The 26,099-nt window shown below is 47.0% G+C and carries 16 protein-coding genes and 1 other RNA gene; 14 read left to right on the top strand and 3 right to left on the bottom strand.

Annotated features, from left to right (window positions below):
* The first annotated feature begins 331 nt into the window (after positions 1–331).
* From P8J86_00900 to P8J86_00880, 5 genes are all read left to right on the top strand, one after another.
* Positions 332–1,336 carry an NAD-dependent epimerase/dehydratase family protein gene (locus P8J86_00900; protein ID MDG2053243.1) on the top strand — a complete coding sequence of 335 codons (1,005 nt, stop codon included), beginning with the start codon at positions 332–334 and terminating at the stop codon, positions 1,334–1,336.
* A 3-nt stretch (positions 1,337–1,339) separates the two neighbouring features.
* Positions 1,340–3,388, top strand: coding sequence for an asparagine synthase (glutamine-hydrolyzing) (asnB, locus tag P8J86_00895; protein MDG2053242.1), 2,049 nt, complete (start codon positions 1,340–1,342; stop codon positions 3,386–3,388).
* Positions 3,389–3,524: 136 nt separating this feature from the next.
* Positions 3,525–5,384: a hypothetical protein gene (locus tag P8J86_00890; protein MDG2053241.1), complete on the top strand. Its 1,860-nt coding sequence runs from the start codon at positions 3,525–3,527 to the stop codon at positions 5,382–5,384.
* A 57-nt stretch (positions 5,385–5,441) separates the two neighbouring features.
* A complete protein-coding gene (locus P8J86_00885) occupies positions 5,442–8,195 on the top strand; it encodes a hypothetical protein (protein MDG2053240.1) in 2,754 nt (917 codons plus the stop codon).
* The gene (locus tag P8J86_00880) at positions 8,192–10,189 is read left to right on the top strand and encodes a hypothetical protein (GenBank protein ID MDG2053239.1); all 1,998 of its coding nucleotides are present in this window, start codon (positions 8,192–8,194) and stop codon (positions 10,187–10,189) included. The genes P8J86_00885 and P8J86_00880 overlap by 4 nt, the downstream gene beginning before the upstream one ends.
* A gap of 21 nt (positions 10,190–10,210) precedes the next feature.
* Here P8J86_00880 and P8J86_00875 read toward each other — a convergent pair whose 3' ends face one another.
* Both P8J86_00875 and P8J86_00870 read right to left on the bottom strand, forming a co-directional pair.
* Positions 10,211–12,232 (bottom strand): hypothetical protein, encoded by a 2,022-nt coding sequence (locus P8J86_00875; protein ID MDG2053238.1) that lies wholly within the window; start codon positions 12,230–12,232, stop codon positions 10,211–10,213.
* Between the two features lie 3 nt (positions 12,233–12,235).
* Positions 12,236–13,432 carry a hypothetical protein gene (locus tag P8J86_00870; GenBank protein ID MDG2053237.1) on the bottom strand — a complete coding sequence of 399 codons (1,197 nt, stop codon included), beginning with the start codon at positions 13,430–13,432 and terminating at the stop codon, positions 12,236–12,238.
* Positions 13,433–13,597: 165 nt separating this feature from the next.
* On the opposite strand from P8J86_00870, the gene P8J86_00865 reads away from it, so the two are divergent.
* The 9 genes from P8J86_00865 (at position 13,598) to P8J86_00825 (ending at position 25,741) form a co-directional block, all read left to right on the top strand.
* A complete protein-coding gene (locus P8J86_00865) occupies positions 13,598–14,494 on the top strand; it encodes a sulfotransferase (GenBank protein ID MDG2053236.1) in 897 nt (298 codons plus the stop codon).
* Positions 14,495–14,558: 64 nt separating this feature from the next.
* Positions 14,559–16,799: a hypothetical protein gene (locus P8J86_00860; protein ID MDG2053235.1), complete on the top strand. Its 2,241-nt coding sequence runs from the start codon at positions 14,559–14,561 to the stop codon at positions 16,797–16,799.
* A gap of 21 nt (positions 16,800–16,820) precedes the next feature.
* A complete protein-coding gene (locus P8J86_00855; protein ID MDG2053234.1) occupies positions 16,821–18,323 on the top strand; it encodes a methyltransferase domain-containing protein in 1,503 nt (500 codons plus the stop codon).
* A gap of 92 nt (positions 18,324–18,415) precedes the next feature.
* Positions 18,416–19,474: a hypothetical protein gene (locus tag P8J86_00850; GenBank protein ID MDG2053233.1), complete on the top strand. Its 1,059-nt coding sequence runs from the start codon at positions 18,416–18,418 to the stop codon at positions 19,472–19,474.
* Positions 19,467–21,605, top strand: coding sequence for a hypothetical protein (locus tag P8J86_00845; GenBank protein ID MDG2053232.1), 2,139 nt, complete (start codon positions 19,467–19,469; stop codon positions 21,603–21,605). Before P8J86_00850 ends, P8J86_00845 begins: the two co-directional genes overlap by 8 nt.
* A 7-nt stretch (positions 21,606–21,612) precedes the next feature.
* Positions 21,613–22,785, top strand: coding sequence for a glycosyltransferase (locus P8J86_00840; protein ID MDG2053231.1), 1,173 nt, complete (start codon positions 21,613–21,615; stop codon positions 22,783–22,785).
* A gap of 13 nt (positions 22,786–22,798) precedes the next feature.
* A complete protein-coding gene (locus P8J86_00835; GenBank protein ID MDG2053230.1) occupies positions 22,799–23,683 on the top strand; it encodes an NAD(P)-dependent oxidoreductase in 885 nt (294 codons plus the stop codon).
* Entirely contained in the window at positions 23,676–24,794 is a 1,119-nt protein-coding gene (locus P8J86_00830; GenBank protein MDG2053229.1) for a glycosyltransferase, read from the top strand. The genes P8J86_00835 and P8J86_00830 overlap by 8 nt, the downstream gene beginning before the upstream one ends.
* Positions 24,791–25,741 (top strand): XdhC family protein, encoded by a 951-nt coding sequence (locus P8J86_00825; protein MDG2053228.1) that lies wholly within the window; start codon positions 24,791–24,793, stop codon positions 25,739–25,741. The genes P8J86_00830 and P8J86_00825 overlap by 4 nt, the downstream gene beginning before the upstream one ends.
* On the opposite strand, the gene ssrA is transcribed toward P8J86_00825, so the two are convergent.
* Positions 25,739–26,087: a transfer-messenger RNA gene (ssrA, locus tag P8J86_00820) on the bottom strand. The two genes, P8J86_00825 and ssrA, sit on opposite strands and share 3 nt — an antisense overlap.
* Positions 26,088–26,099: the final 12 nt, after the last annotated feature.

The following is a 26,099-nucleotide window of genomic DNA, read 5'->3' as shown; positions in this document are numbered from 1 at the left end:
ATGTGGCAAGAAGTCATGGTTTCAGGGTTCGTCCTTCGGTGAAACCAAAGCTCATTTGGGCAGATATGATTTGGCGACACCTCAACAGTCAAAATCATTCCTTCTTCAACCAAGATCAAAAATATCTAGTTTTCGCAGTAAAAATGCGGTATTCGATGAATGCACTTTTGAGGGTTCTGTAGTGGTTTGGGGGTCTATATTGCAACTCGATCATCAGTCTGAAGAAGAGCTCTTGATTGACGAGACCTGATGGCGGCTTTAGGCTTGCTTCCTATCCCTTCAAGGGCGTGTTTCTGGGGCCAATACACCTATAACTGCAAGGAAGTCAATCGTGGAATTGAGTGGGAAAAAAGTACTCGTTATTGGTGGTGCAGGCCTCATTGGAAGTCATGTCGTAGATGAGCTTCTGGCGACGGATGTTGGTGAGATTGTCATTTATGATAATTTTTTTAGGGGCTCTCTTGATAACCTGCGTGAGGCTCTAAAAGATCCACGGGTTTCCATCTTTCCTCACGGTGGAGACATTCTTCAGCGTGATATTCTCTGCAAGGCCATGGAAGGTTGTCATGGTGTGTTTCACCTTGCGGCTCTCTGGATTCTGCAATGTCATGAATACCCCGATACAGCCTTCGATGTGAATGTTCGAGGCACCTTTAATGTGGCGATGGCTGCCATCGAAACAGGTGTCGAACGCGTGGTGTACTCATCATCTGCCTCGGTTTATGGGGATGCGATTGAGACACCAATGACTGAGGAGCATGCGTACAACAACTTCACCTTCTATGGCGCTTCAAAGATAGCTGGTGAACACTTCTTCAAAAGTCTTGGTGCTCGCTACAACCTTGATTGGATTGGCTTGCGTTATATGAATGTCTATGGTCCACGGCAGGATTACAAGGGCGCTTATATTGCAGTGATGCACAAGATTCTTGATCGAATTGAGAATGGGCAAAGTCCAATCGTATTCGGTGATGGATCGCAGCAATACGACTTTATTCACGTCACGGATGTGGCTCGCTCCAATGTGCTTGGCATGCAAGCAGATGCTTCTGGAGAATGCTACAACGTGGGTCGTGGAATCGGTACCACAATCAAAGACCTTACTGAATTGCTTCTGTCGCTGACAGAAAGCAATCTATCTATTCAATATGAAGATGCCGGACTCACGTTCGTGCAAAACAGAATTGGTTGTCCCAAGAAGGCTTCCAAGGATCTTGGATTCAATTGGACCATTGATTTGGACCATGGCATGCAGAGCCTTATTGAATGGCGGCGCAGTCATGAAGGGGATCTTCGTGGGAAGCAGGCTGCCGTTGGCGGTGTGCTGGCATCCTGACGCATGTGTGGTATCGCCGGTATCGTTAGTTTGACAGGCCGCCCCGTTGATCCTGTATGGATCAAACGGATGTGTGACACCATTGCGCACCGAGGCCCGGATGATGCGGGCTATGCGTTTTTTGATCCAGGGCGTGGTACCAAACATCGCGGTGCAACTTCGACGGCCTATACAGATGAGAAATTTGCCCACCTCAATGAGCACCTTCCAGTCTTTGGTGGCTCTTACTCGCGTAGGGAAATGGCTGAAAGTGATTTTCAGGTAGCACTTGGTCATCGGCGTCTTTCTATTCTTGACCTCAGCGCCTACGGGCATCAGCCAATGGCGACACCCGATCGCCGTCACTGGATTGTGCATAACGGAGAGGCGTACAACTTTCAGGCAATTCGTGATGAGCTTGAGCAGCGTGACCATCGATTCCGCACGGGAACCGATACAGAGGTCATCTTGCAGCTCTGGAACGAGTGTGGCCCACCTTGTCTCGAGCAACTTGACGGCATGTTTGCGTTTGGAATATATGACTCAGTTGAGCATCGACTTGATCTGGTTCGCGATCGTTTTGGTGTGAAACCAGTTTATTACGCAATCTCAGACGGATTCTTTCTCTTTGCGAGTGAGATCAAGGCCATTTTCGCAAGTGGTATTGTGAAACCTGCATTGAATGCTTCGTCACTTGTTGAATACATGACATTTCAAAATGTGTACAAGCGGCAGACGATTTGGGAGAACGTCCAGTTATTGATGCCTGGTGAGCATCTTCGGGTTGATCCTCGTAATGGTGTTGTAGGAGAGCCCAGAAAGTACATTGATGCAGTTGCCGCATTTGGAAAAGAATCGCAGGGGCAAGAGTCCGTCGTGAATGATGTTTCTATGGGCTTCCGTGGTGCGGTACAAAGACAATTAATTAGTGATGTGCCTGTGGGGTCCTATTTATCAGGAGGTATGGACTCTGGTTCCATTGTGGCTGTCGCGGGAACATCGATCAGTCGATTGCACACCTTCACCGGCGGATTTGATTTGACAAATGTCGATGGAATTGAGCAGGGCTTTGATGAGCGACGGTTGGCAGAGCGCTTGTCATATCTTTTGCAAACTGAGCACTATGACGTTGTTCTTCATGCAGGCGATATGCCTGCAGCCATGGATAAAATTACATGGCATATGGACGATCCACGTGTTGGGATGTGTCATCAGAATTGGTATGTTGCAAAATTGGCAAGTAAATTCGTAAAGGTGTGCCTTGCTGGGACTGGTGGAGACGAATTATTCGCTGGTTATCCATGGCGTTACCGCGCCGCATTTGGTGGTGGTTCAATAGATGACTTCGATAATTCGGTGTTTGACTCATGGCATCGACTCTTGCCACAAGCGGAGTTGTCGCGTCTGTTTTCATCTGATCTTCAAAGGCATTTGGGCGATCCTCGCCATAGTTTCGACGAAGTTATGGCGAGCGCGCCAGCTTGGGATCAAGAAGCCAGTCATTCAGAAAACTTGCTACACCGAGCACTGTACTTTGAGTTTAAGACGTTTTTGCACGGACTCTTGATTACCGATGATCATATCTCAATGGCACATAGTTTAGAGACGCGGGTGCCATTTCTCGACAATGCGCTCAACACGCTCGCTTGGCGACTTCGTCCATCTCAAAAGTTGCGTTTGGCGGAACTCGAAGAATCTAGTCGTAGCGGTGAATTCATGGATTCATCAGAGGGTAAGTATGTTCTTCGTAGGGCAATGGAAAAGTTCCTGCCAAGTGAGTTTCTTTATCAGCGTAAGCAAGGGTTTTCTCCGCCAGATGAAAATTGGTATCGAGGCCCATCTATGGACTACATTAAGTCCATCCTCTTTGATCAACGTACGCTGGAACGTCCCTGGTTTGATCAAGATTTTGTTCGCTCATGCTTAAACGAACACTTTGATGGCAAGAGAAATCATCGCCTACTGATTTGGTCTTTGGTTAGCATAGAGTGGATTCAGCGACACTTTGTAGATACTGAAGCGAATGATATCGTAGAGATGAGTCAGACTCGAGTCGATAGTTTGCAGGTCTGATGCGGTCTAGACATTGTAGTTACCCAGACAATGTGTGAAGCTGATATTGTTTAGTTGTAGTAGTCGAACCCGGCTTTGACTTGTTGCTGAAATGGGCGAGTGAATCATCAAAAATATGAAGGGCCGCAAGGTAACCATGTCCACTGCAAATACAGCCCAGCACCACGCAAGTGAATCTCCTTCAGGTTCAGCCTGGTGGTCGCACGTCATGGGTCGGATTAGCCGTTTTATTGAGGCCTATATATGGCTCAGTAAAGACGCATTCTTAGGCAAAATGTACCGCGTTACTATGGTTGGCGTCTTAAGTTTTCTTGGCGCGATTGCGGTGTCGAGCACACTGGTATTGCTGTCGATTTACATTCAGAAATTAGAGGTTGGTGAGGCCTGGATCGTTCCTGGGGTTGGCTGGAACCTTGGTGCGGAGCTTAGTTCACTTTGGGTTGTGGCAATCATTGTTCTGGTTCTACAGATCTTCAGTGCGATTACTGCCTATTTCTGTGCCGTTCAATCGAGGGCTATCGCCCGGTCGTATCAATACCGGGCCGGTTCAAGAATGCTCCAGCTGATAGCAGGATGGCATCCGATACCTGGCCAGACTACATTCAACAAGAAGTATCTAGGCCGAACCATTAAAGGCGATCCTCGTTTGATGGCAAAAGCCGCCGAGTCGATGATGGGATCGGTCCAGTTGATCTTTTATGCGTTCGCCTATATCGGAATTCTTTTTTTCCTAGATGTCAGAGCGACGATCTACGTATTGCCGTTATTCCTTGTAAGCGCTCCAGTGCTCTACTTTTTAGGTGGTCGTGCACAGCAAGCATCAACAGAGTATTACGGGCGGGCCCGTGAAGGCATCGCTGGAGCTATCAAGCAGCACATCGCAATCGGTGAAGAGTGGGGTGTAACCCCAGATCTAAGGAAAAATGAAATTGCCGAGAGTTACTATACAGATCAGCGCATTAAGGAATACTGGGATTATTATGACAGGCGTCAGCTCACATCTCAGCGTTCGGCTTTGGTGACATCATTACTTCGCCCTCTAATGATTGTTGTGATTCTCATTATCCTGGGCTCTGCAGCGATTGAATCTACCGATTCATGGGGTTCCATACTCATTTACATTCTGGCCTTGGCTCAGTTGGGTCGATCATTCACAAGCCTCGCTGCCGTCGTGGCAAGTATGACGGATTCTTATCCTCGTATTCGTTTTTATCGCAGCATTTACTTTCCGTTAGTTCAGCTCAGTGGCAAGCAATACACTTCTACTGAGGTGAGCAGTATCGATATGAAGCTGCCGGGTTCCAAAAAGTATGGAGGTGTTGATTGTCTCACCTTGCGACCTGGGAAACCAACGCTGTTCTCAATCAACATATCACCTGCCCGTCTTTCATTGGGATTGGTCACAGAGTCACTCGTTGCAGCGACAGAAGTGGATCCACTTGTTTGGTATACAGGCAGCTTTATCTTTAGTGGTCAGGCATGCCCAATTTTGCCACTTCAAGGTATCTTGACTGGTAGTAAGACGCCTTCAGACCAAGTGACAAAAGAAGTTGAAGAGTTCATTACTAACGCAGATTTAAAGAACGAGATTGAAGGTCTTCCGCAAGGCCGTGACACGGTATTAACTCAGAGTGTTTGGGCAACACTGTCGCCCAATCTAAAAGTGGCTGTCTATGTCCTTGGCTTGAGTAACACGCCTGGATCGGTAGCGTTGGTTGAGTGGGATATTTTTGAAGATATTGACGCAGCGTATGCTGACAAGCTGATTGCTATTCTGGATCAAAAAATTGTTTTGTTCGTGTCATCATCTAATCCTCATGGAGAGGAGGTTGCTGCAGAGCAAGTTATCTGGGCCATCAATGGTGATGTCTTGGGTATGGGTGACCACCATTGGTGGGATTCGATGAAGAAGGAGCGTACGGCTAAGCGAAAAGAGATGAAATTAGAGGCGAGTAGTTTGCAGTTGCTTGGCGATGATGATGATGATGATCTCTAGCGTTTTCGTGCCGCTCTCATTAGTCGCTATGAGTCATTTTAGGAATGGTTTAGATCAATGCAGTGGTTAAAGCATTTCGTTGGGCGGACGATAGGTTATGACCGCGTTAATCGAATGCGGTATTTTCTACGCCATCCAATCATTGGATCTTGGGGGCTTTTTCGAAGCCTCTTACAGGCCATAGGTCATGACCGCATTAATCGCATGCGTTACCTTCTTCGCCATCCAGTCATTGGATCTTGGGGGCTCTTTCGAGGCCTCGATGCTTGTCCGTGGTCCCTTCGTAATGTATTGTCTCAAAAGAAGAAAAAGCAATGTCTCGCTGCTTTAGAAAGCGCGGGCATGCGATTGCTCCCATATCCTGCCGCCAACATTGTTGGTTTAGTTAGTGATTTGGATGCGGCAAAACCATTTGATGTAAATGCGTATCACACTCAGCTCATTCGTCGGCATGGCCTTGATTTTGGAGACTCGTTTCGATTACATCAGCGTGCTTCGCGACGCGTGCGAACAGAGCCGCTGGCATTTTTCGATTGTGATGGGTGTGCGCCTATTTCTCATTCGTACCCGCACGCCGATGACGATCGCAAAGTCGGTTTTATTGAGTTAGTTCGTGAATTTCATCGGGGTAACCTCGATCATTTTCATTCGCTATCAGCCTTTGGTGCACGTGTAATGGTGTTGAACGATGTGTCATCGCCCGGTGTAGGCGAGTGGTGTATTGCGGTTCCAGCAGAGTTAGAAAGATCGCGGTTTGGACAGTTAGAGTTCAAGTCATTTCGGGTGCCAGTGTGTACAGTTGCTGTCTGTACAAAAGGTCTTGAGCTATCCGATAGTGCCACACTGGTTGTTGTCAGGCCAGATGGAACAGAGCTGGCCTATCAACGTTCAAATAGCAAGCAAAGAGAGCAGTATAAAATAGGCCGCTCTCGCTGGAAAGTGGCCTATTTTGATGTTCCACTTGATCGAAGTCGCGAGCACAATTTATTTCTTTCTTCTATTGAACGAATAATAGTTCGTGATTCTGCGGCAAAGCCAGCTACTGAAGTAAAAGCGCTCTATCTTTTTAATACAGATGCATTGAAAAGCCACGTCCTTCTTGAGTCACTTCGTACAGAATGGAATGTTGGAACGAATCTCGTTACAGACCATGCGTCAAAGTACATCGTTAACACAAGAGTAGAGAGAGAAATTCACGAGGCGGTGTCATCCCGATATGGGCAATCACCACTCCCGTCGCTCTATATCAGTGGCTGTAAAGAGGATCTAAAATTTTCAGCACTTGGAGACCACCCTGATTCCATTGCATATCTTCTTCATTACTTAGTTCGTACATTTGGCATTAAGTTTATTAACCCATCGGGTCAGTCCGGAGAGCCTGGTGAGCGAGCTCATATATTTGAGATCACGCCTCTGACACAAGGTCGAGATAGAACTCGTTTATTTGGTGCAAGGCGCATGGCTCCGGAGTTGCCCAATGACACAGTGTTAGACAAAAAGCTTGAAAATAATATGGGCACGGACACGTTTTCAGAGCGAATGCGAAGATTGCTTGAGCGTTCAGCCCAAGAGACTGATCAGGCGTGGCCGTTTTATACCCATTTAGGTAATACGCGAAACCCACAGGAGCCTTACTTCGATGATTCAGTCATGAGTGCGCTGCAAGATCGTGTGATGAATATTTCAGGTTCGGTTCCCGAAAATAAGCGGCTTGGCTTTGTTTCAGCCTCTCGATTGTATCAATACTCGCTCATCGCTCAGGTGCTTCCAAAACATGTATCCCGAATTGGTGGCGACACGATACAAATTAAGTCGTGGCTAAATAAACACACAGGCAAGACCATGCCAATAAGTGTAGAAGATCTGTATGGAATTACCTTTTACGTTGATGACAATTCCAAAACACAGGTCTGTTTAGATAATAAACCAATAGAAAACCTCGTGCGTAATCCAGCTGATGGTGAGTTGCGTCAATCTGTGACAATTGTTGGGGGGCATGTTTCGCATGTACTTCTCGATGAGGTGCCTTTTGCCAATGAGTTGATGTTAAGCCAGGAAGAGTGTGTTGCGGTTCAGTGGCTGACAGACAAGACTGATGCAGCAAGAGGTTCTGGATATGCTCATGTTGAATTATCGAAGCCTGGATCAGGGAGAATCAACTGGTTCCCACAAGATATCGATCCAGCTGGTTGCCAGCACTTTGCATATTCAGTCAGGCGGCAGGCATCTCAGACGCGTTGTGGGGTTCTTATTGAGACAAAAGATGGCGGTCGATTTTATTTTGGGGACAGTGTCACTCATCAATCAGTGGCAGATGTCAACGCCTCTTATCTCACATCACAATGCGAGTCTGGGGAATGGGAACGGCGCGTCATTCCGCTGGTGGATCTCAAGTGGCGAAGTGGATCGGTGCCAGGTGGACCTTTGCCTGTCTCGCCTATTGCATCGATGAGTTTTATTCTAGAGAGTGATACAGCATGTGAAGTTGATTTAGATGCTGTTGAGTTTCTTCGGTCTGGCTCACTGAGGCCTGCTGTGCCGACGACTTGTGTGTTTGGTGGCCGAATTGAAGGGGCCTTTTCGGAGTTGAGATTAGTGCTAAGTTATAATGGACCAGATGGAGAGCGTATTGTTCGTGATGATGCGTTCTTTGATGGTTCCGGATTCTTCGCTTTCACTGGTCTTCCTCGTGATGAAATCGTGGAACTTTATGCTGAATCGGATGGTAAACGTTTCGACCCGAGTAATGGGCCGCTGATTGCAGTTCATGGCGATAGTTTAGAAGTGGTTATACGAAAGTCGGAATTGTGAGCAATCAAAATGAGCATCCCCAGTTTTCTGACTATCGCGTCACGAAGAGTCGAGTGTCAGTTAAGAGCGTGTTTCACCAGTGCAATAAGGATATGTATAGTGGTTACGGCGCTCGGCTTAGTGCAAAGGAGCCAGATAAAGCGTGCGCTTACCCCATGTTTTATTACGAGCAGCTTCTTCGTCAGCTGAAAGATATTGGCATTGAGTTTGTGACGCTTGAAGAGTTATGTCGGCAGCCAGATGGTCAAGATAAAATTCGTCTCGCGATACGCCACGACATTGATGGTGATATTGTTGCAGCACACCAGATGGCTCGTATTGAAAATGAATTGTGTGTTCCGACCTCGCACTATTTACTTCATACCGCAGGCTATTACATGCAAAGGCGATTTGGGCGTTATCGAAGGCATGAAGCTATGGGCGCTGTCTATAAAGAGATAGAGTCACTGGGACATGAAGTGGGACTGCATGCCGATGGTATTACGGTATATCAAAGTGATGGAGCTGATGGTGCCGCAGCACTTATCGAAGAGGTGCAATGGCTGCGGAGCATTGGGTTGAGGATCACGGGTACGGTTGCTCATGGATCCAAAGCCGCTTTTGGAGCCGAAAACTATGAGTTGTTTAGAGGCCGATTCCGGAATGAAGCGAAGGTTGCCTATGATCCCGACGCCCCTCCCGACGTCTTAGAGCACAATGGTACGCTGGCGCTGCTGCGTGTTGTGGACGAGGCCGAGTTAGGTCTGACCTACGAAGGCAATGACATTTTTAGAAGACGAAAAGAAATTAACGTGGAGTATGGCGCTACACGTACCGTCGATGGTTGGCGATGGCGCGCATATGATAGACGTGCTAAAAAAGGGTTGGAGTTGGGCCGTCCACCATTCTGTACTCAGGATGAAATGGTCAGAGATATTAGGCATCTTGAGGCACCTGCTTGCATTGTGATGACGATTCACCCGTGTTATTACGGTGGTCGTACAAGTGCTGTTGATCCACCTGACTCAGCGAGACATCATGTGCAAGTGTCTGTGGGACAGAAATTAGGTTGGGAAACACTGGTTCCAGGTTCTTCTGTTTCAGCAATTGGACCAGATAAAGACAAAGCGATTTACCACAACGTTTCATTTGTGAACGAGCTCGGCATGCTTGACGCTGAAGGAGTGTTAACAGGTCAGCGAAGTAAGTGTCGAAACCGGATTTTGTTTCTTGATGGCGGAGGGCTCGATTCATTAGCAGTCGCGTCCCATTCACAGAGCCATCGATTGTTGGAGCAGCGTTTTTGTGAGGAGATCGATGAAAGCACCATGTGTGTGAAGTGCGCGTTCTCTGAAATGAGCATTTCGCGTCTGTGGCATTGGCTTAAGATCATGCAAGAACGAATTGAGCCGACGATTGTTGTGCTTGGTGTAACGTCACAAGAGCTGGCCTGGAGCGAGTCAGCATATTGGAGTAAGCGCACGGGATTCTCTCCAGAACATCCTCCTGGCTCGTATCTAAAATGGGCCGGAGAGCGTGTTGAAGTACAGGCTGCAAGTTCGAAGTGGAAAAAGCACCGGCAAAATCCAAGTAAAAGCGGTCCTGAAGATGAATCGTCTTTTCAACGCACATTATTTTGCAAAGAGTTAACGGAAGTGGAATCTCAGAAAATGATCGGGCTGAGTTCAATTCTGCATTTCATTAATGATTCAATCCAGCCCCGTGATTCTCAGTTATTTCTTATGGTGACGGAGGCGGGAGAGCATCTGGGCGCTCTGTCAGCGACCCATTCAAGCGTGGAAGCATATAAGCAGGCAAATATTGTTGTTGAAAGATGGCGTGAAATTGCTGGGCGATTGAGTATTCCACTCATCAGTCCCTATCAAAGATTTGAGGCGGAGGCGGAGTGCCCAATTCATCACGAAGATGGCACTTGGACAGTGAATGCGCACCGCTTGGCGGCACTCGAACTCTATGAAGAGCTCAAGCAATCGCCACAAGTACGCTCTCGTTAGTGAGAGCCTGCCTCGTATCCGTTAATCGTGATTGCCTAGAAAATCTAAAACCGCATCGAACAGCACGCCAGCTGCAAGTCGGTGTCCAGTGGCATTCCATTCTTTACCATTTGTGACATGGCAAATGAGATCCTCATTCTGTGTTAAAAATGCAGCATAAGGGTCAATAATTGGAATGTCGGCATGGCTGCCCCACTGCTGGATGTATGAGAGTGCCTGGGCATGACCCTCTGCGCGGCGGTCCGAAGTAATGCCTTCACTCCAGAGGCCGGCAGACTCGCCGCATTCATTGACGAAGAGCATAGGAACGGCTCCAGTTGCTCGTACAGCGTCTGCATAATATTTCACACACTGAGCAATCTGATCATTGGCTTGGTGGTGCTTATTAGAGTCAAGAGTAGTGAGACTTACTGCGGTAGTAGTCGTCTTTGCTTGAGCTTGACTACGACGAATTGCTGCTTGTTTAGGTACACCTGCAACCACTTCTGCGCCATGGCCATTTGCTTTGAGATAAGAGGCTGGTGGGAATGTGGAATCAAAACCCGTGTTAAGACACCAGTGTGGTGTAACACTTGTCTCGATTTCATCGGCGCCTATACCAATGAGTACAAGATCAGGAGAAACACTTGTCTTGTGTCTTTCAAACCAATCAAAGTGTCGACAAAGGCCCATCGATGGGAACGCAAGAGTACGGCACCAGATAGATCGTTTTAAATGTCGAGCTAATAAACGATAAAGTTGTTGTCCGCAATGTTCAGGGATTGGCGTTGAAAGACCATCTAGGTTGGCGCCTCCAAGAAACATAATTCGGAGGGTGTTATCCGCATCTGGTTTCGGGCGTGGTGCGTCTAGCATCCCATCTTCATCGCTGAAGTTGATGACTTGAGCATCATGTTCGTTCCCAGATCGAGCCTGTAGCGTATTGGGTTTATAGGTATCCCAGCCCACAGAGCTTTTGTGATCAACAGTAATAGAGTCAACATGCATCGGTGGTGCTGTTGTTTCGTTGTGCCTTGCACCGTAGTACAAGGGGTGGACATTGAGAATAAGCCAACGTCCGCCTGGCATTGTCTGAATATCTCGAAGGAGTCGAGTCTGATCGATAAATAGATCTTCCTTCGGATTGGGACATTTTTTGAGGCGAAGGTTATGTTGGTTCCAGCGCCATCGGTTCACGCCGCGAGTGGCGCCATATTCGACCGGTACTGCGCGTTGATGAAGAAACTCGTTGCCCTCATAGTGCAACCCTAATTGCTGCTCATCAATAATTCCAAGTGGCGCCCAGCGACCCTCATGAATAATTTCATCAAGGTATTCAGGTTTCTTATCAGGATTAGCGTTGTTGGGCTTGTGGTGTTTGTTTCTGCCTTTGAAGATGGCGTAGTTTTCAGCTCCATAGATAGGCGCTGAGTTATGAGCCACGCTTCCGACAATACGAAGGCCTTGGCTACGCAGCCACTCGACTTCGGTGACAACAGCTTCGGCGCCGTTTATGTTTAAATTTTGGAACAGCTCTAAAGGATCTGTATGGAGGGCGATTTCTTGTCCGAGCTCTTGAATCTTTTGGTAAATCACCGCCATGCATGAATTGCGTCGGAAGATACCTTTTTGGAAGGCTCCATAATAGGTGGCTGTGTGTAGAACAAAGTAAGTCGTGCTGGCATTAAATTCAGCTTCTATTTCAGCTTCAGCAAGCGACACACGCGGATCAGCATCGACATCATGTCGAATACTGCAAACAATTTCATCATCGGAGACGGGTTGCTTTGTTAGGTCACAATGAGGTGCAAAACGAATTCGTGGGCATGCAGCCAGAGATTTAATTAAATCGTAGTATTGCTGTAGGCATCCAACGACAATCTTCTGGGCGCCCGCGCCTGTCGTGTAGTCGGCTCCATATCCCTGAAAGTTGTTTCGATTTACGTTGCTGATACAAGCATGTAGTGAGAGGCCGCTATCTTCAACCTGGTACTTTTGTATTTTGCGGTTCTTTAAATCTACTTGAAGCTGCTCTGATTCGATGATGGCAGATGATGAGGCCATGTATTACCCAATAGAAGATGAGGCGCCGAGTAAAATTGCCAAGGTGATGATGACTAATATGGCTACAACGAGGCAAATGGTAATAGCAAAACTAAGTTTGCGGGCTTGAGTAGACGTGATCGCTATTCCGTTTTGTAACCAGTATGAAGGCAACAATTGCTGTCGTAGTGGAGGCGACGCCGCTGGCTCATATGGTGGAGGCAACAGTGTAAACTCAGGTGCTGGAGTCGCCTCTGATTCTTCGGGTGGTGGGGCAACAAATGTTTCTTGTTCAGGTGAGGTGTTGATAGCAGTTGTCGCTGGTGGCGGAATGACTTGTTGTAGTTCATTAGTGAACTCTCGGTGTTCGTCAGTGGTGAACGAATCTCTGTCATAGCCAAACTGGGCGTTTGCTTTGCCGCAAAAGTAATCAAATGCAAAGCGGTCTCTGGTTGAGAGCTCACTAGTCCAACGTTTGTCATTAAATGTGTGGCTTGGATTGTCTTGCAGTGTTTTCAGCTGCTCTTCATAATATTCGCGATTCTCGTTTGCTGGAACCCGGAGTTCTTGTGCCAATTTAATCATCATGATGGTGCCAGAATTTCCAGCTGTGATGTGATGTGGGTGTTCCCAGAAACGTAAAGCTTTCGCGTCATAATCGACACCCACAAATTGGCCAATTTGCTCAATTGCGGTGTGCTGATTTTGAAGCACATCTTCATATCGAAGGCAGAGAAGATCGGGGTCATTTTTATCGAAGGGGAAACTATTGAGGGGTGCTGATAGCCAGTTCTTGACGCCATCGAAAAACGACTCATTTGGGTGCTTTCGCCTATAACTTGCTGCGACAGCTCGGCCATCGCGAATGAGCTGAATAGGTTTGACCACAATTGAGGGATGCTCAAGTTCTAGGCTGGTGCCGTTGGGTATTGGATTATTGATAACCAGTACATCACACTTGGCGTAATCAGCGAGTTGAACAAAGTAGTTCTCACGAGAATCGTACTGTTCGCAGAAGCCTTGCCAGAATTCACACGTAGGGCCATGGACACGGCAGGCATTGACAGGGTGCTCAACTGTTTGCTGCTTAAGCAGGGCATAGACGCGATCAGGTGGCCCAATCGTAAAGGTTCTAGAGTGGGATCCAAGCACCAGATTAAGCCAAGTCGTACCGGTATAGCTGAGCGAGTTTACAATGACGACTGTAACGGGATCGGACATGTGGAACCTCGATTATAGAGACCCCATGGGATCCAAGTGGGCGGCAGTATAGCGAACTCCTGAGTCATTGGTATGAGATGGTATATGGATGCTGTCAGAAGGGCCCAATAGGGTCAATCTGATAGACTGTAGTGCTGTAAATAGATATTTGATGGAGCTGAGTTTATGTCACGTCTGAATCTGATCATCGCCGGAGCCCAGCGGTCGGCTACGAGCTCTCTTAAGCAAGCTCTTATGTTGAGTCCAGAAATTTGCTTTCTGAGTAACTCCAAGGAAGTCTTGTCCTATAAAGGCGAGTATGTTGGCTTTCCTTTTGCGACACCCTTTAACTCCTACAGCATGATTGGGCTCGAAGATGGCGGCAAGGTCTATGAAGAGATGACGACAGCCGATAGGCCGCGCCGTGAGCGATGGAATCCAGCCAAGCTAATGAAACCAAAGCCAAAGTATTACGGCACGAAGTGGCCTTACTTTATGGTGTTCCCTCACATTGCTTGCAACATTCGACAACATCTTCCAGATGCTCGAATTCTGTTCATATTACGCAACCCAACAGATTGTCTGTGGTCTTCATATCGGAAAAGCTATAGCGGCTCAGATCTTCTCAGTGACTTTGGGTCTATGGTAGATGAAAGACTGGCCGCTGTTAAAGACAACTTCGATGACAGTAATCGGCAGAGGTGGCAACATATGTTGTATTCTGATGCCCGTTTATTGCATCTTGACCGTGGCATGTACTATTCACAGCTTATGAACTACATCCATCTGTTCGGGTGGTCTCAAGTATTTGTCACGAACTACCAAGATTTCGCAGATCAGCCACTAAAAGCCCTTGCTGATGTCATGTCATGGCTCAATCTTCCTGAGCCAGGCCAGGATGGAATTGATTACAGCCAAGTGGGGAAAAAGCATAATTCTGTTCATGACCATGCCACAAAAGAAATATCTGCTTTGGCTATGCCAGTAGATGTTCGAAAGAAACTAGATAATTTTTATGATCCGTCAAATAGGCGTCTATGTGAGTTAATGGATTGGGACTTCGACTCGTGGACACAAGCGTGATGTTTTGCGCGTCCATTATTCCAGAGGTTAATCTGGGATTCAGAATACAAGAAGACTTTCTATTATGACTATGGAGCGACCATTTCATCGAGACGCAGGCTTAAGTGATCAGCAGGCGGCAGATCTTGAAGCTCGTTTGAAGTCGCAAGGAATTCGATTACTTCCTTATCCCTTTCAGCACATTTTTGCAATCATCAGTGATTGCGATTGCTCATATCCAAGAAATACTTGGCATGCACTGTCTACCCTCTGCTACGACTTAAATCTTGACTTCGGAGATTCAATACTGCCAATTGATGCCGGTATAAACATGGCGAACAGTTTGTTTTCGCCGTGTTTTGGCCATGGTAATCACTTGGCAAGAAATAGTCGTGAGTTGACGCAGTTAGCAGAGCTTGGGTTGATTGACCACATTCATGGACTCTGGAATCCACCTCCAAATGGAATTATGATTCCCAAATCACTCATTGAGTGGAAGAAAGAATGCAATGGTCGTGTGGTTGCCCTAAAGCGTGCTAATAAGAAGCTCGGTCGTATTGTTAAAAAAAAGGTGAGCCGTCGATTTGTCCGCGACTATCGTGCCGCGTTTCTTGACTTCGATGACTATTCAGGCATTCCACCTGAGCTGACTTTTATCTCAGCGGGTGGTTGGAGTCGCAAGCTGGACTTTGGTGGGATTGAGGAATTGAGCAATGGTAGAAAGCGTTACAAGTATCATTTGCCACTTTCTAGCGGCCACCTGATTGCTAGAAAGACAATTATTAACAGGGTTAATATCTGTGTCGAAAGTCGTGAGGCACGCGATGCGATCGAGCATCTCTGTTTGCTCGCGTTTGATGGTGATTTAGAGAAGCAAGTGCTCGATCATCTGGGAAGTACTTGTCGCCCTGTTTGCCGTCTGTTTATTGACCATAACGCAAGTGGTTTTCTCACAGATTCATCCGCGAAACGTCATCGTGAACAATTGGCATCAGTACTCGATATCTTGAAGCCTGAAAGTGTTAGGCCATTCTGGTTAGATAGTGCCAATGATGATGTTGATGTTTCTCTTCTGCCAGATGATCCAGATTCGCCACTTTACATTCTCGAACATTTTCGAAAGCTGGGTGTTCGTTTTATTAATCCATCGGGTAGTTCGGGAGAGCCCAGGACCTCACTGCACCCACTGCAAGTTACCAGTCCTACGATCGCAAGAGATGGGAAGCCCATTACAGTTGTCCGACGTGTGCTGCCAGTGCAGGATGAAAATCTCATCGATCTATCTTTGGGGCAATTCGTCAATAAAAGAAGCCGCATTACAACATTTGCATCACGTCTTATGACTGTATTGAATGCGACGAAGAATAGTGTTCCACAAGCAATTCCGTTCTATACCCATATTGGGGCAGATCAGAGGTGGGAACATAAAGAGAGGCAGTTTGATTCTCCTGCAATACAAGGTTTGCAGGATCGAGTTTTCAATTTCTCTGGAAAAGTACAAGAAGAAAAACGCATTTGTGTAATGCGAGCGTCTTGCTTCTATCAGTATTTATACATGATGACCCAGATTGCGGATCATGTTGATCGGGTGAGCCCAAATGAGATCAATATTAAATCCTGGAATGATCCACATACTGGAAATCGTGGGCCTGAGGATATCGCGGAACTTTACGGGTTGACCGTTTCGGTCGATTGCGCAGAGAAAGCCAAGGTGACGCTCGATAGTAGTCCTCTTCCAGACGTCTTGCGCATTGGTGGCCATATCGGTGACAAAACAGAATTGGTAACAGTCTTGAGTGGAGGTGTTCGGCAGCGAGTTGAGCTGCCGAACCAAACGAAGAGTAGAGTTGTATCGGTGCCAAATATTCTCGGAGCGATTCAATACATTGGTATCGAAGGTGTTGACTTGCATAAAAAGTGGCATCATCGTTTGAAATGGGGCGTGCGTATAGCATCTCAAAGTGGATTCAGCCTCTTCATTGGGACACGATCGATGTATCGAAAAATACCATCTTGCTCAGGCTATATATTCTTGAAGGCGCTGCCAGAAGAAGCAAATAACATTAGCTGGTTTAGTTTGGCACTGGCCAAATGGAAATGCCCACAAAATAAAATGCAGCTGTGTTTTTCTGACGAAATGAATCTGTCTGTCTGGAGCCCTGCCCGAGTAGCAGCTCCGGTAAGTGTGGTGCTCATGAAGCCATCTAATGACCAAGAGCGAGTGATTAATACTGAGCAGTTTAGAATGTTCCATGCTTGGCGTAAGCATGCCAAACGAACAAACACAACACTAAAAAGAACTTCACAGCTAAAGCCTGGAGTCTAAATTAGAACGTTGAGTAAAACGATGACAAACGTTCCCTATTGTATTCTTAGTACAGCAAGATCTGGCTCGACAGCTTTGGCGACATTGCTCGATACTGCAGTGAATGGTCATTGTGCTTCAGAGCCCATGCCCAATCTCAATCGTGAAACAAGAGCAGCTTTAGATGGATGCCTTAGTGACAAAGATAAAATGAAATTGGTGCGGGATGTGTTAGTGCCCCGTTTTAAGAAGGGGTTAACAGAACACGGAAATTATGGCGAAAAAAATGTGACCTATGGTCCGTTTATTCCAGCGCTCGCAAAGGAAAGCAACTGTCGTTTCGTGCTGTTGACTCGGGATGGTCGCGATGTGGTGACTTCAATGATGAATTGGCACATCGCGAAGTTTGGAAATATTTATCGGGAAGGTTTGCAATCCGAAGCGTTGGAGCCAGCAGCGGTGAGTTCGGCAGCGAACTTGCTGATTAGTGACGATAGTTCTGATTACGCTCGTAACCGGCCACAGCCAGGGGATCCAGTGTACGAGTTATGGGAAAAAATGCCGCGAAGTCACATGTGTGCTTGGTATTGGAGTGCCTGTAATTCTGTTTACCTTAAAGGCTTGGAATCAGTGACTGGTGATCGAGTCCGTTGCATCGATCTCGCTCGGGATGGAGTAGAGGGAATTGAAGGTATGTATGAATGGCTTGGTCTCGACTCCCCTGGTCGGGATCAAGTACAAGAAATTATGGATCAGCGGGTTAACTCTCTCGCATATCGGCAGACGCCAAATCCAAGGCCAGCGGCTTCCTGGCCGTGGTGGTCAGGGGAAATGCGGGATGCGTTTGATCGGCATGCAGGTCAGATGATGATCGATCTTAAATACAGCAATTGTGCTCGCAGTAGATGGAAGCCCAAAAACTATGGTCAGTTTTGGAAAGAGCATGATGGTGGTCTTGAGTGGTATACGTGGATGTATGAGTCTCGAAAAGCCGTTCATCAAGACTTATTGTCATTTATAGATGGTCATTCTGAGTTGCAAACGGTTGCAGATTTTGGATGTGGTTTGGGTGTTGGTTATTGCGATGCTTTGGCGGATCGCCGCTATGTCGGTTTTGATCTTGCTCATCCTGCTATTGCATGGTGTCAGGAAAACCGTCCTAATAAGAAACATCATTATCGATCTTGTGATTTTATTGTTGAGGATGCTGATGAAAAGTTCGATCTGGTCTTTTCACAGGGAACCATCGACAATAGTTATGATATGGATGCGTATCTGGCAGCAATGGTGCGCTGGTCGCAAGGTTGGATCTATGTGACGTGCTATCGTGGCTGGTTCCCCGAATTAACAGATCATCAATACTCTTGGAATGAAGAACACGGCTGTTCTTACAACGACTTGTCTCCTAGTCGAGCTCAGCGGACGCTTGAAAGACTTGGATGTCATTCAATTGAGATCAGTACCGTTGCAACGGGAAATGATTCGATTCCACGTGAAACAAGAATAATAGCTCGCGTGCCTGAAAACCGCGGTAAGGATTCATGAAGTCGGACTCTGGGGTGAGGTATGATGCAGCTTTCAAACGGTCGTGATAGGTGGTATGTCCTCTGTGAGAGGTGTTAGCAATGTTAAGGCGAATGCAGAAAATCTTTGGTGGTGGGGATGCATCCGGGTTGCCGGTGGCTGAACCAGAGGAAGTGGCTGCTGAGCTGGAGGTGCCGGTTGAAGAACCAAAGCCGGCTTTGATTCGTGTGCTCCAGTCACCAGAACCAAGGAATATCCAGGATCAAGTTTCGTCTTGTTATAAAGATCTGACAGGTATCTTCGATACTTTTAGAATCATGACTGATTCTTTGGCTAAGTGTGATCGCCTCAATATAAAACCACTGTGCAAGTTAAAGACTGAACGTAGTAATGACTTGGTCAATGTTGGTCTCCGTGTGGATATAGATGCGGATGTACAAACTGCTTGTCGTATGGCACGCTACTGTGCGCAGGTTGGTGTGGGAAGTTCGTTTTATCTTTTGCCAACAGCACTCTACTACGGCCAATATGAAAAAGATTTACTAGTGCGATCGCCTGAGCTTGCAGCAATAGTTCAAAATCTGATCGTTGCCGGCTGTGAAATTGGTTTGCACAATGATGTAATGCATGTTGCTTCGACAACTGATCTGGATCCTATTGGAGCTTTATGGACAGAGTTATTTTGGCTTAGAAGTCATGGTGCTAATGTTCTAGGTACAGTTGGTCACAACTCTATCTCGGTTTATGGGGCGGACAATTCTGAGGTGTTTAAAAATAGAGTGTTCTGGAATCGCGAAGTTTGTGATGCAGAAGGACAGCAGCTGCCAGTAGGCCTTGTTGATGAGAAGTCTTTTGGTTTGTTCTACGAAGGTACTTATGCCAAAGTAGTAGAAGAGGTTGATAGAGCGGCAGCCACTGAATTTGCGACTCATTCTGCGGGGGCCTCGATTCGTAATGAAGACTGGATGCGTACCTACTTAACGAACAACCCGTGTCATGATTGGGATGTGGATCTGCAGGTTTGGGCCATAGGACAGGATCGATGGGTAATCGGTGGAGGCAACACGTTTGTCTGGGATGTATCACTTGCTGAAATGTTAGATGTGGTTATGTCTGCAGAGTTGGGTGCTGAGGTGTTAGTTGTGCTTCACCCGGAGTACTTCCGTGGCTGAAGAGCAAGCGAATATGATTCCTGATTTCTCTTCTCGCCATTCGAGTGAGAAACAGAATGGTACAAGTTCCGGAGCAGTAGAGATTGGTCCAGCTCATGGGGCAAGTGCGATCGTTAATCACTTGAATGATGAAGAATTGGATCAGTGGCTTGCGGAGTTTCGGGAAGCTGAGGGGCGAGCTCCCCGCGTATTGCATATTGGAAATATCGCCAACAATGCTTATCTAAACGCAAAGATATTAAATAGGCGTGGATTTGAATGTGATGTTATTTGCTATGACTACTACCACATCATGGGATGTCCCGAGTGGGAAGAGTTGCAAATTGTTGTGAGTGACATTGATCATTTTGCCCCGCAATGGCATGAGCTTGATCTTACAGGGTTTGAACGTCCAAGATGGTTTGTTCAGGGGCCACATCAGACTTGTTTGGAATATCTTCTGGCGAAGCAGGCTGGTAATACGCTGAAAGCAGAGAGTCTCTGGGCGAACCTTGTTGGATATTGGTCTGGAAAAGTTTCTGGTTCAAGTGAAGAGACAAGACGATTTCGCCCTATCCGAGCATTAGCAAGATTGGTCTTTCGAAATGATCAACGTCGACTTCGAGCCAAAGTGTGGGTGTTGCAGTCTGGAAGATTGTCACTTTACACGCTCAGGAAAGTTATAAGAAAAACGAAGTATGGAATGCGAAATGCAGGTCGGTATTTCGTTCTCGTGAGTTCTGGAAAAAGGAACTTAGTCAAAGAGATTTGCTACAGGGCTAGTGATAGTGGTCGAGCAACAGTTGTTAAAGTGCAACATGGCATGTTCCGCACCCTGGAGAAGAGTGGTGGTGACAAAGTTATCCAGAACACCAAGTCGCGAGTTATGCGGTGGCTTGACTGGTATTGGTTGCAGTCACGGGTGACACAGATCTGTCTAGGAATTCCTATGGTGGTTATGTCGCTCATCGTCTTGATGTTTATGCCCCTGCGACGGTTTTGGCAGATTATTGAATCTGTTTCAACAAAGTTAGAATCTTTGCCACCTGTTATGTTTCCATCAGAATCTAAACTAACAGAGGGGTTCTCATTTCCAGAAGAGCAAGAATCCAAGCCATCTATTATTCATAGGATCAATATCTTGGCAGAGAAGCTTGCGAAGGCTCAGGATGAAATGTTTCCAGAGGAAGAAAGTCGGATTAGCAGTAATGATATTATTGCTTACGCTTCAGTAATAGAAAAGTGGTCTGAGGTATTAGCTTACTACGACGTAGTTATCGGTTATGCCACTGACGGAATTCTTCCATTGCTTTGTGAGAAGCGTCCATATTTAGCATTTGAACACGGAACAATTCGTAGTATTCCATTTGAGAAAACGAAGCAAGGTCGCCTCTGTGCCTTGACTTATCGAAGTGCTGATATGTCACTTATTACGAACTGTGACAATATTGATGCAGTTCATAAGTTGAAGCTGGATAAGTATCGTTTTGTTCCACACCCCATTAATGAAGACTTGCAGGTAGATGCCTCAGCTTCTCAGTTGCGAGCCTCGCTTTGTGAGGAGCTCGATACAGACTTTATTGTTTTTCATCCTGCTCGCCAGCATTGGGAAGAAGCCCGTCATCCAAGCTGGGAAAAGGGCAATGATATCCTCATTCGCGGATTCGCCCGCTTTGTCCATGAATGTTGTCCAAAGGCGTCGGCTATCTTTGTTGAATGGGGCCTCACAGTTGATGCAACCAAAGAGCTTCTTGAAGAGTGTGGTATTAGTGATCGAGTGAAATGGATTGCGCCAGTTCCCAATTATGGGATGATTGAATATATCTTGGCATCCGATGTTGTGGCAGATCAGTTTTACCTTGGGGCATTCGGCAGTCTGACCCCTAAAGCACTACTTCATGGGCGTCCTGTCCTGCTTAGGCTCGATGAGGATCGGCATAGATGGTGTTTTCCAGAGCTGCCGCCAATTCTGAATACAAGTACACCTGAAGAAGCAGTTGATCATCTTAGACGTCTTTATCAGGACCCAGAGTATACTCAGGAATTATGTAAGGCTGGTAAGCGTTGGTATCAAAGGTACCATTCCAATAATGAGATTGCTCGTGTGATGGGTGGCTCTGCCGTAACGGCTCTCACAAACACGTTAGTCTGAGTACATCATGACAAAGCTCATTCACGTTTTGCTTATGATGGTCATTCGAACCTTGGGGTGTTTTCGAACACGTCGCAAAAAGAAGCGAGTTCTTCGCAGTCTTTGGGTCGGGCATCCAGTGTTGAATATGGGTATTAATGCACGGGCTGAGTGCTTGCTGGGAATTGATGCACGATCGCTGGTTTTTGAACATGATCACATTCGTGGTGCGTTTACCTATGACTTAGCCAAATGGAGGCGCTTGCCTATCATTGGGAGGCTTAGTCCATACGGTGTGTTGTTATGGGCGATCTGGAAATTTGATCGGTTCCACTTTTACTGTGATCGTGGCATTCTTGTATCGCCAGAGCCATTCACGTTTAACTGGGATGAGCTTGAGCTCCTGAAAAAGATTAAGAAAGAAGTATTCTGTTGGGCATATGGAGGCGATGTTCGTTCTCGTGAGCGCACCGAATCGCTCGGGCAATATAACTGTTGTATGGAGTGTCCCCAGCCAGGATCGTTTTGTATTTGTAATAAGGAAACAGGTGACAGATATGCAGAGCGAATAAGGAATAATACAACTGCTGTGTTTTCAATGGGTGATATGATTCACTACACGCCAGGCAGTATTAACGATATATTTTATTGGCCGGTAGAACTCGATGTAGAAAGTGGTAATAAATACAAGCCGCACGTACCGAGCGCGGACTCTACTACTGCGTTGTGTGTAGTTCATGCTCCGAATAACCGCGCCTATAAGGGAACTCGCTTTCTGATGTCGGCGGTGGAAAGATTACAGCAAGAGGGCGTGTTGATTGAGTTACAGCTTATTGAAAACCTATCGAATGAAGAGGCGTTGAAGTTGTATCAACAGGCCGACGTTCTCTTTGATCAATGTCTAATTGGTTTTCATGGTTATACCGCTCAAGAGGGGATGGCCTTAGGGAAACCTGTTATTTGTTACATTCGAGATCCAGAGCGATATCTACTCGATTCTGAAGCTTGTCCCATCTTGTCTGCGAATCCTGATCAGCTGGAAGACACCCTTCGGGATCTTGCCAATAACAGAATGCGCGTTCATCAGCTTGGTGCAGCTGGGCGAAAGTATATTGAACAACACCATACGCCAGTGCACTTTGCCGCACGTTTGCACCGGGCCTACAAGCAGCTCAATGTTGAAGCAGGTCAGCTACCCTAGATAAGAGATCTTCATGAAGTATGCAATTGTTGGAGCCAGTGGGTTTATTGGAAGGCACTTGCTGAAGCGCTTGAAAGAACAGGGGCATGATGTCATTGGATACGATATTCATCCTTGCGAACGTACGGGTGTCCTGCCGATTGATGTTTGTAACGATGGTATTGTGATCGCACCTGGAACTGAGGTGGTTGTCTATTTATCACAATCCCCACATTACCGATCGTTTCCAGAACAGGCAGATAATCTATTTGGCGTGAATGTTGTCGGTGCGGCTCGAGTAGCAGCTGCAGCGAAGAAGTCGGGTGCCCGCCTGTTTGTTTATGCTTCAACAGGTAACGTATATACAGATAGTTTTGCTGCCATGAATGAGCAGACACCACTTCGTCGTGACAATGCATATGCACTTAGTAAGGTGATGGGTGAAGATGTCGTGGGTGCGATTGCTGGTGAGATGCAGACGCTGACCATACGAATTTTCGGCGCGTTTGGCCCAGGTCAAGAAAATATGCTGGTTCCGGGTTTGGCAGGTCGTATCAAAAAACAGCAAGCGATCACTTTGCAGCGTCATCCAGCCAATATTGAAGATGAGGGGGGGCTTGTTGTCTCACTGATCTATATTAACGATCTGCTGATTGGATTAGAAGCGTTGATTGGTGGCATGTTGAGTGGAACGATTAGAGATAATGTCATTAATGTCGGTGGTCCAAATGGTGTAAGTATTCGTGAAATAGGAATGGGTATTGGCCAGGCCCTTGGTATTGAGCCTATTTTTGAATTGGCTGAGGCGACACGGCCATTTGATCTAATAGCGGATGTAAAGCGTCTCTGCTCTCTTGTTGACATTTCGTTTACTTCTCTGTCAAAGGCGTTGCAAGAGACCGTGAATAGCTATGAATGAAGAACGCTCGCATGGAATTCGGGTTTTACACGCGCCTACTGATGTCGGCGGACATCCGAGCGGTCTTGTTGCAGCAGAGAAAGCACTCGGTGCACAGAGTATGCTTGCAGTATTACAACGATCGTGGTTGGGATATCCAGTTGATATTGATCTGAATCTTGGGCAAACGAATCGATGGAACCGTTTGACTAAACGGGTCCTATTCGGACTTAAATCAATATCTCGTCACGATGTGTTTCATTTTAATTTTGGACAGAGCTTTTTGCCTCGACTCGGATCTCATGGTATTGATCTTCCGTTACTGCGCGCAGCGGGTAAGACAGTGGTGATGACATATCAGGGGTGTGATGCGAGGCAGGTTGGTTATTGCCAGAAAAACTTTTCGTTATCTTGTTGTGGTCAGCAGCAAGGCGAGGGCTTATGTCATCCTCGTGATGATGCGAGCAAGGCGAATAATATTAGCTATGTGTCCAGATCAGCGCATCGAGTGTTCTGCCTGAATCCGGATCTCTTGCATGTGGTCCCTCAGGCCGAATTTGTGCCATACGCTGCAGTCAATCCTGATGTCGTAAAAGTGGTTCCCTCAGAGAAAAAAGCGAAGTTGAAGATTCTGCACGCACCAACAAATCGCGCGGTTAAAGGGACCAAAGTTATCGAAGAGGCAGCGAGTGCTCTTGAAGGTGAGTTTGATCTCGAATGGCTGTTTATCGAGGGCATTCCTCACCAGCAAGCAATGGAGTTATATAAGCAAGCAGACTTAGTTATTGATCAACTGCGGGTTGGATGGTACGGGGCATTTGCAGTCGAGATGATGGCAATGGGTAAGCCTGTCATGTGCTATATAAGACAAGAAGATCTGGAGTATATTCCAGAACAAATGCGAAATGAGTTGCCGTTGATTCAGGTAAACCCAGAAAATCTCTTGGCGACATTGCGTGCAAATCTCCGAGATGTAGAAGGGCTACGAAAAGCAGGACAAGAGTCACGGCGATTTGTTGAGAAATGGCATGATCCAAAGAAAATTGCAGCTGCAATGCTTCGCGTTTATTCAGATCCAAGCCAGACATTCTGGGAGTGCTGGAATCAGGTTTCTGAAAGTGAATTACGATGACTGGCGAACATTTTTTTCGCGCAGTATCCGGGCGTTTGAAGACAGGCTCAGTTGTATTGGCGACTGTGCGTGACGTCCGTGGCTCGACACCTCGCTATGCCGGTGCTCAAATGGCTTGTGGTGAAGACTGGTGTTTAGGCACGATTGGTGGTGGCCAAGCTGAAGCAAGAGTGGTCGAGGCGGCTCGCCAGATGAAGAAGGTAAATGGGCCGAAGGAAGTGGTGATAGATCTTCGGGGAACTTGTGAAGAGCCTCGAGATGGAATCTGTGGCGGGACGATGAAGGTACGTCTGGATTTGCTCGCCCCAGCGGCACTTGAATCTATAGAAGAGGCGTTGGGAGCACTTCAAATAGGTCAGTCTGTACAGCAGCAGTTTCCAGACAATCAGTCGTGGTCACTCCAAGTGGTCGGCACAAACCGGCTCATAAGTGAAACAGCAGATCCTTTCTACATATTGCCTGATGCGATGTTGCTTATCATAGGTGGGGGCCATTGTGGTTTAGCACTCGCGCGTGCGGCTCATCCTTTGGGCTTTCAGATTGTGATTCAGGATGATCGACCGATGACTGATGGCAATGACTTGCTAGCTGAGGGATGTATCAAGTGCTGCGAATCAGTCGCAGCAACGCTTATGCGTCAACAGTCTGATCGTCAGCTCTACGCAGCAATTGTGAGTCGTAGTTACGAACACGATGTTGCTGCGCTCGAAGCACTGGCCACAGTCAAAAGCCAGTACATTGGACTGATGGGTAGTAAGCGACGTGTCGTTCAAGTGCTTGAGGTGCTTAAGGGGCGAGGCATTCGTCGCGACTTTCTCGATCGCATCGATTCACCAATTGGTCTAGGGATCGGTGCTGAGACGCCTGAAGAAATAGCAATTAGCATCTGCGCGAGGCTGATTGAAGTGCGGCAGCGACTTAACTCAGTGCCTTCTCATTCTGGATAGTGGAGCCGGGGGGAATCGAACCCCCGTGCCGAAACAGTCAGAGCGCCGCGTCTACACGTGTAGTCGCCGTTTTAATCTCGGCGCCGCGAGCTGCCGACGACAGCATTTCGCTTTGCCTACACAGACAAATATCTCGTTCCGCCGAGGCCTGTGAGCCCATTGGAACCAGCCCGATGTTTTCAGCCACCACCTCATCGGGCGTCAGGCGGTGGCTGTCACAGCATTAAGCTGCGAGTGCGTACTGCGGATTGGCAGTTATAAAGTTGCATCCTTTTTACGTGGCAAAGATGCGTCCACGACGTGCAACGACGAACCTTCCCTGTCCGGTCGATACCAGTTCGGCCCCAATTATCAAAGA

The organism is Phycisphaerales bacterium (assembly GCA_029268515.1).
In the GTDB taxonomy this organism is placed as follows: Bacteria; Planctomycetota; Phycisphaerae; order Phycisphaerales; family SM1A02; genus JAQWNP01.
This window is presented reverse-complemented; position numbering and strand designations above follow the sequence as displayed.

What these genes read in the sequence shown, in the direction of transcription:
- asnB (MDG2053242.1), top strand. Translation starts at nt 1,340, where the DNA reads ATGTGTGGTATCGCCGGTATCGTTAGTTTGACAGGCCGCCCCGTTGAT.
- P8J86_00890 (MDG2053241.1), top strand. Translation starts at nt 3,525, where the DNA reads ATGTCCACTGCAAATACAGCCCAGCACCACGCAAGTGAATCTCCTTCA.
- P8J86_00885 (MDG2053240.1), top strand. Translation starts at nt 5,442, where the DNA reads ATGCAGTGGTTAAAGCATTTCGTTGGGCGGACGATAGGTTATGACCGC.
- P8J86_00875 (MDG2053238.1), bottom strand. Translation starts at nt 12,232, where the DNA reads ATGGCCTCATCATCTGCCATCATCGAATCAGAGCAGCTTCAAGTAGAT.
- P8J86_00870 (MDG2053237.1), bottom strand. Translation starts at nt 13,432, where the DNA reads ATGTCCGATCCCGTTACAGTCGTCATTGTAAACTCGCTCAGCTATACC.
- P8J86_00865 (MDG2053236.1), top strand. Translation starts at nt 13,598, where the DNA reads ATGTCACGTCTGAATCTGATCATCGCCGGAGCCCAGCGGTCGGCTACG.
- P8J86_00860 (MDG2053235.1), top strand. Translation starts at nt 14,559, where the DNA reads ATGACTATGGAGCGACCATTTCATCGAGACGCAGGCTTAAGTGATCAG.
- P8J86_00855 (MDG2053234.1), top strand. Translation starts at nt 16,821, where the DNA reads ATGACAAACGTTCCCTATTGTATTCTTAGTACAGCAAGATCTGGCTCG.
- P8J86_00850 (MDG2053233.1), top strand. Translation starts at nt 18,416, where the DNA reads ATGCAGAAAATCTTTGGTGGTGGGGATGCATCCGGGTTGCCGGTGGCT.
- P8J86_00840 (MDG2053231.1), top strand. Translation starts at nt 21,613, where the DNA reads ATGACAAAGCTCATTCACGTTTTGCTTATGATGGTCATTCGAACCTTG.
- P8J86_00835 (MDG2053230.1), top strand. Translation starts at nt 22,799, where the DNA reads ATGAAGTATGCAATTGTTGGAGCCAGTGGGTTTATTGGAAGGCACTTG.
- P8J86_00830 (MDG2053229.1), top strand. Translation starts at nt 23,676, where the DNA reads ATGAATGAAGAACGCTCGCATGGAATTCGGGTTTTACACGCGCCTACT.
- P8J86_00825 (MDG2053228.1), top strand. Translation starts at nt 24,791, where the DNA reads ATGACTGGCGAACATTTTTTTCGCGCAGTATCCGGGCGTTTGAAGACA.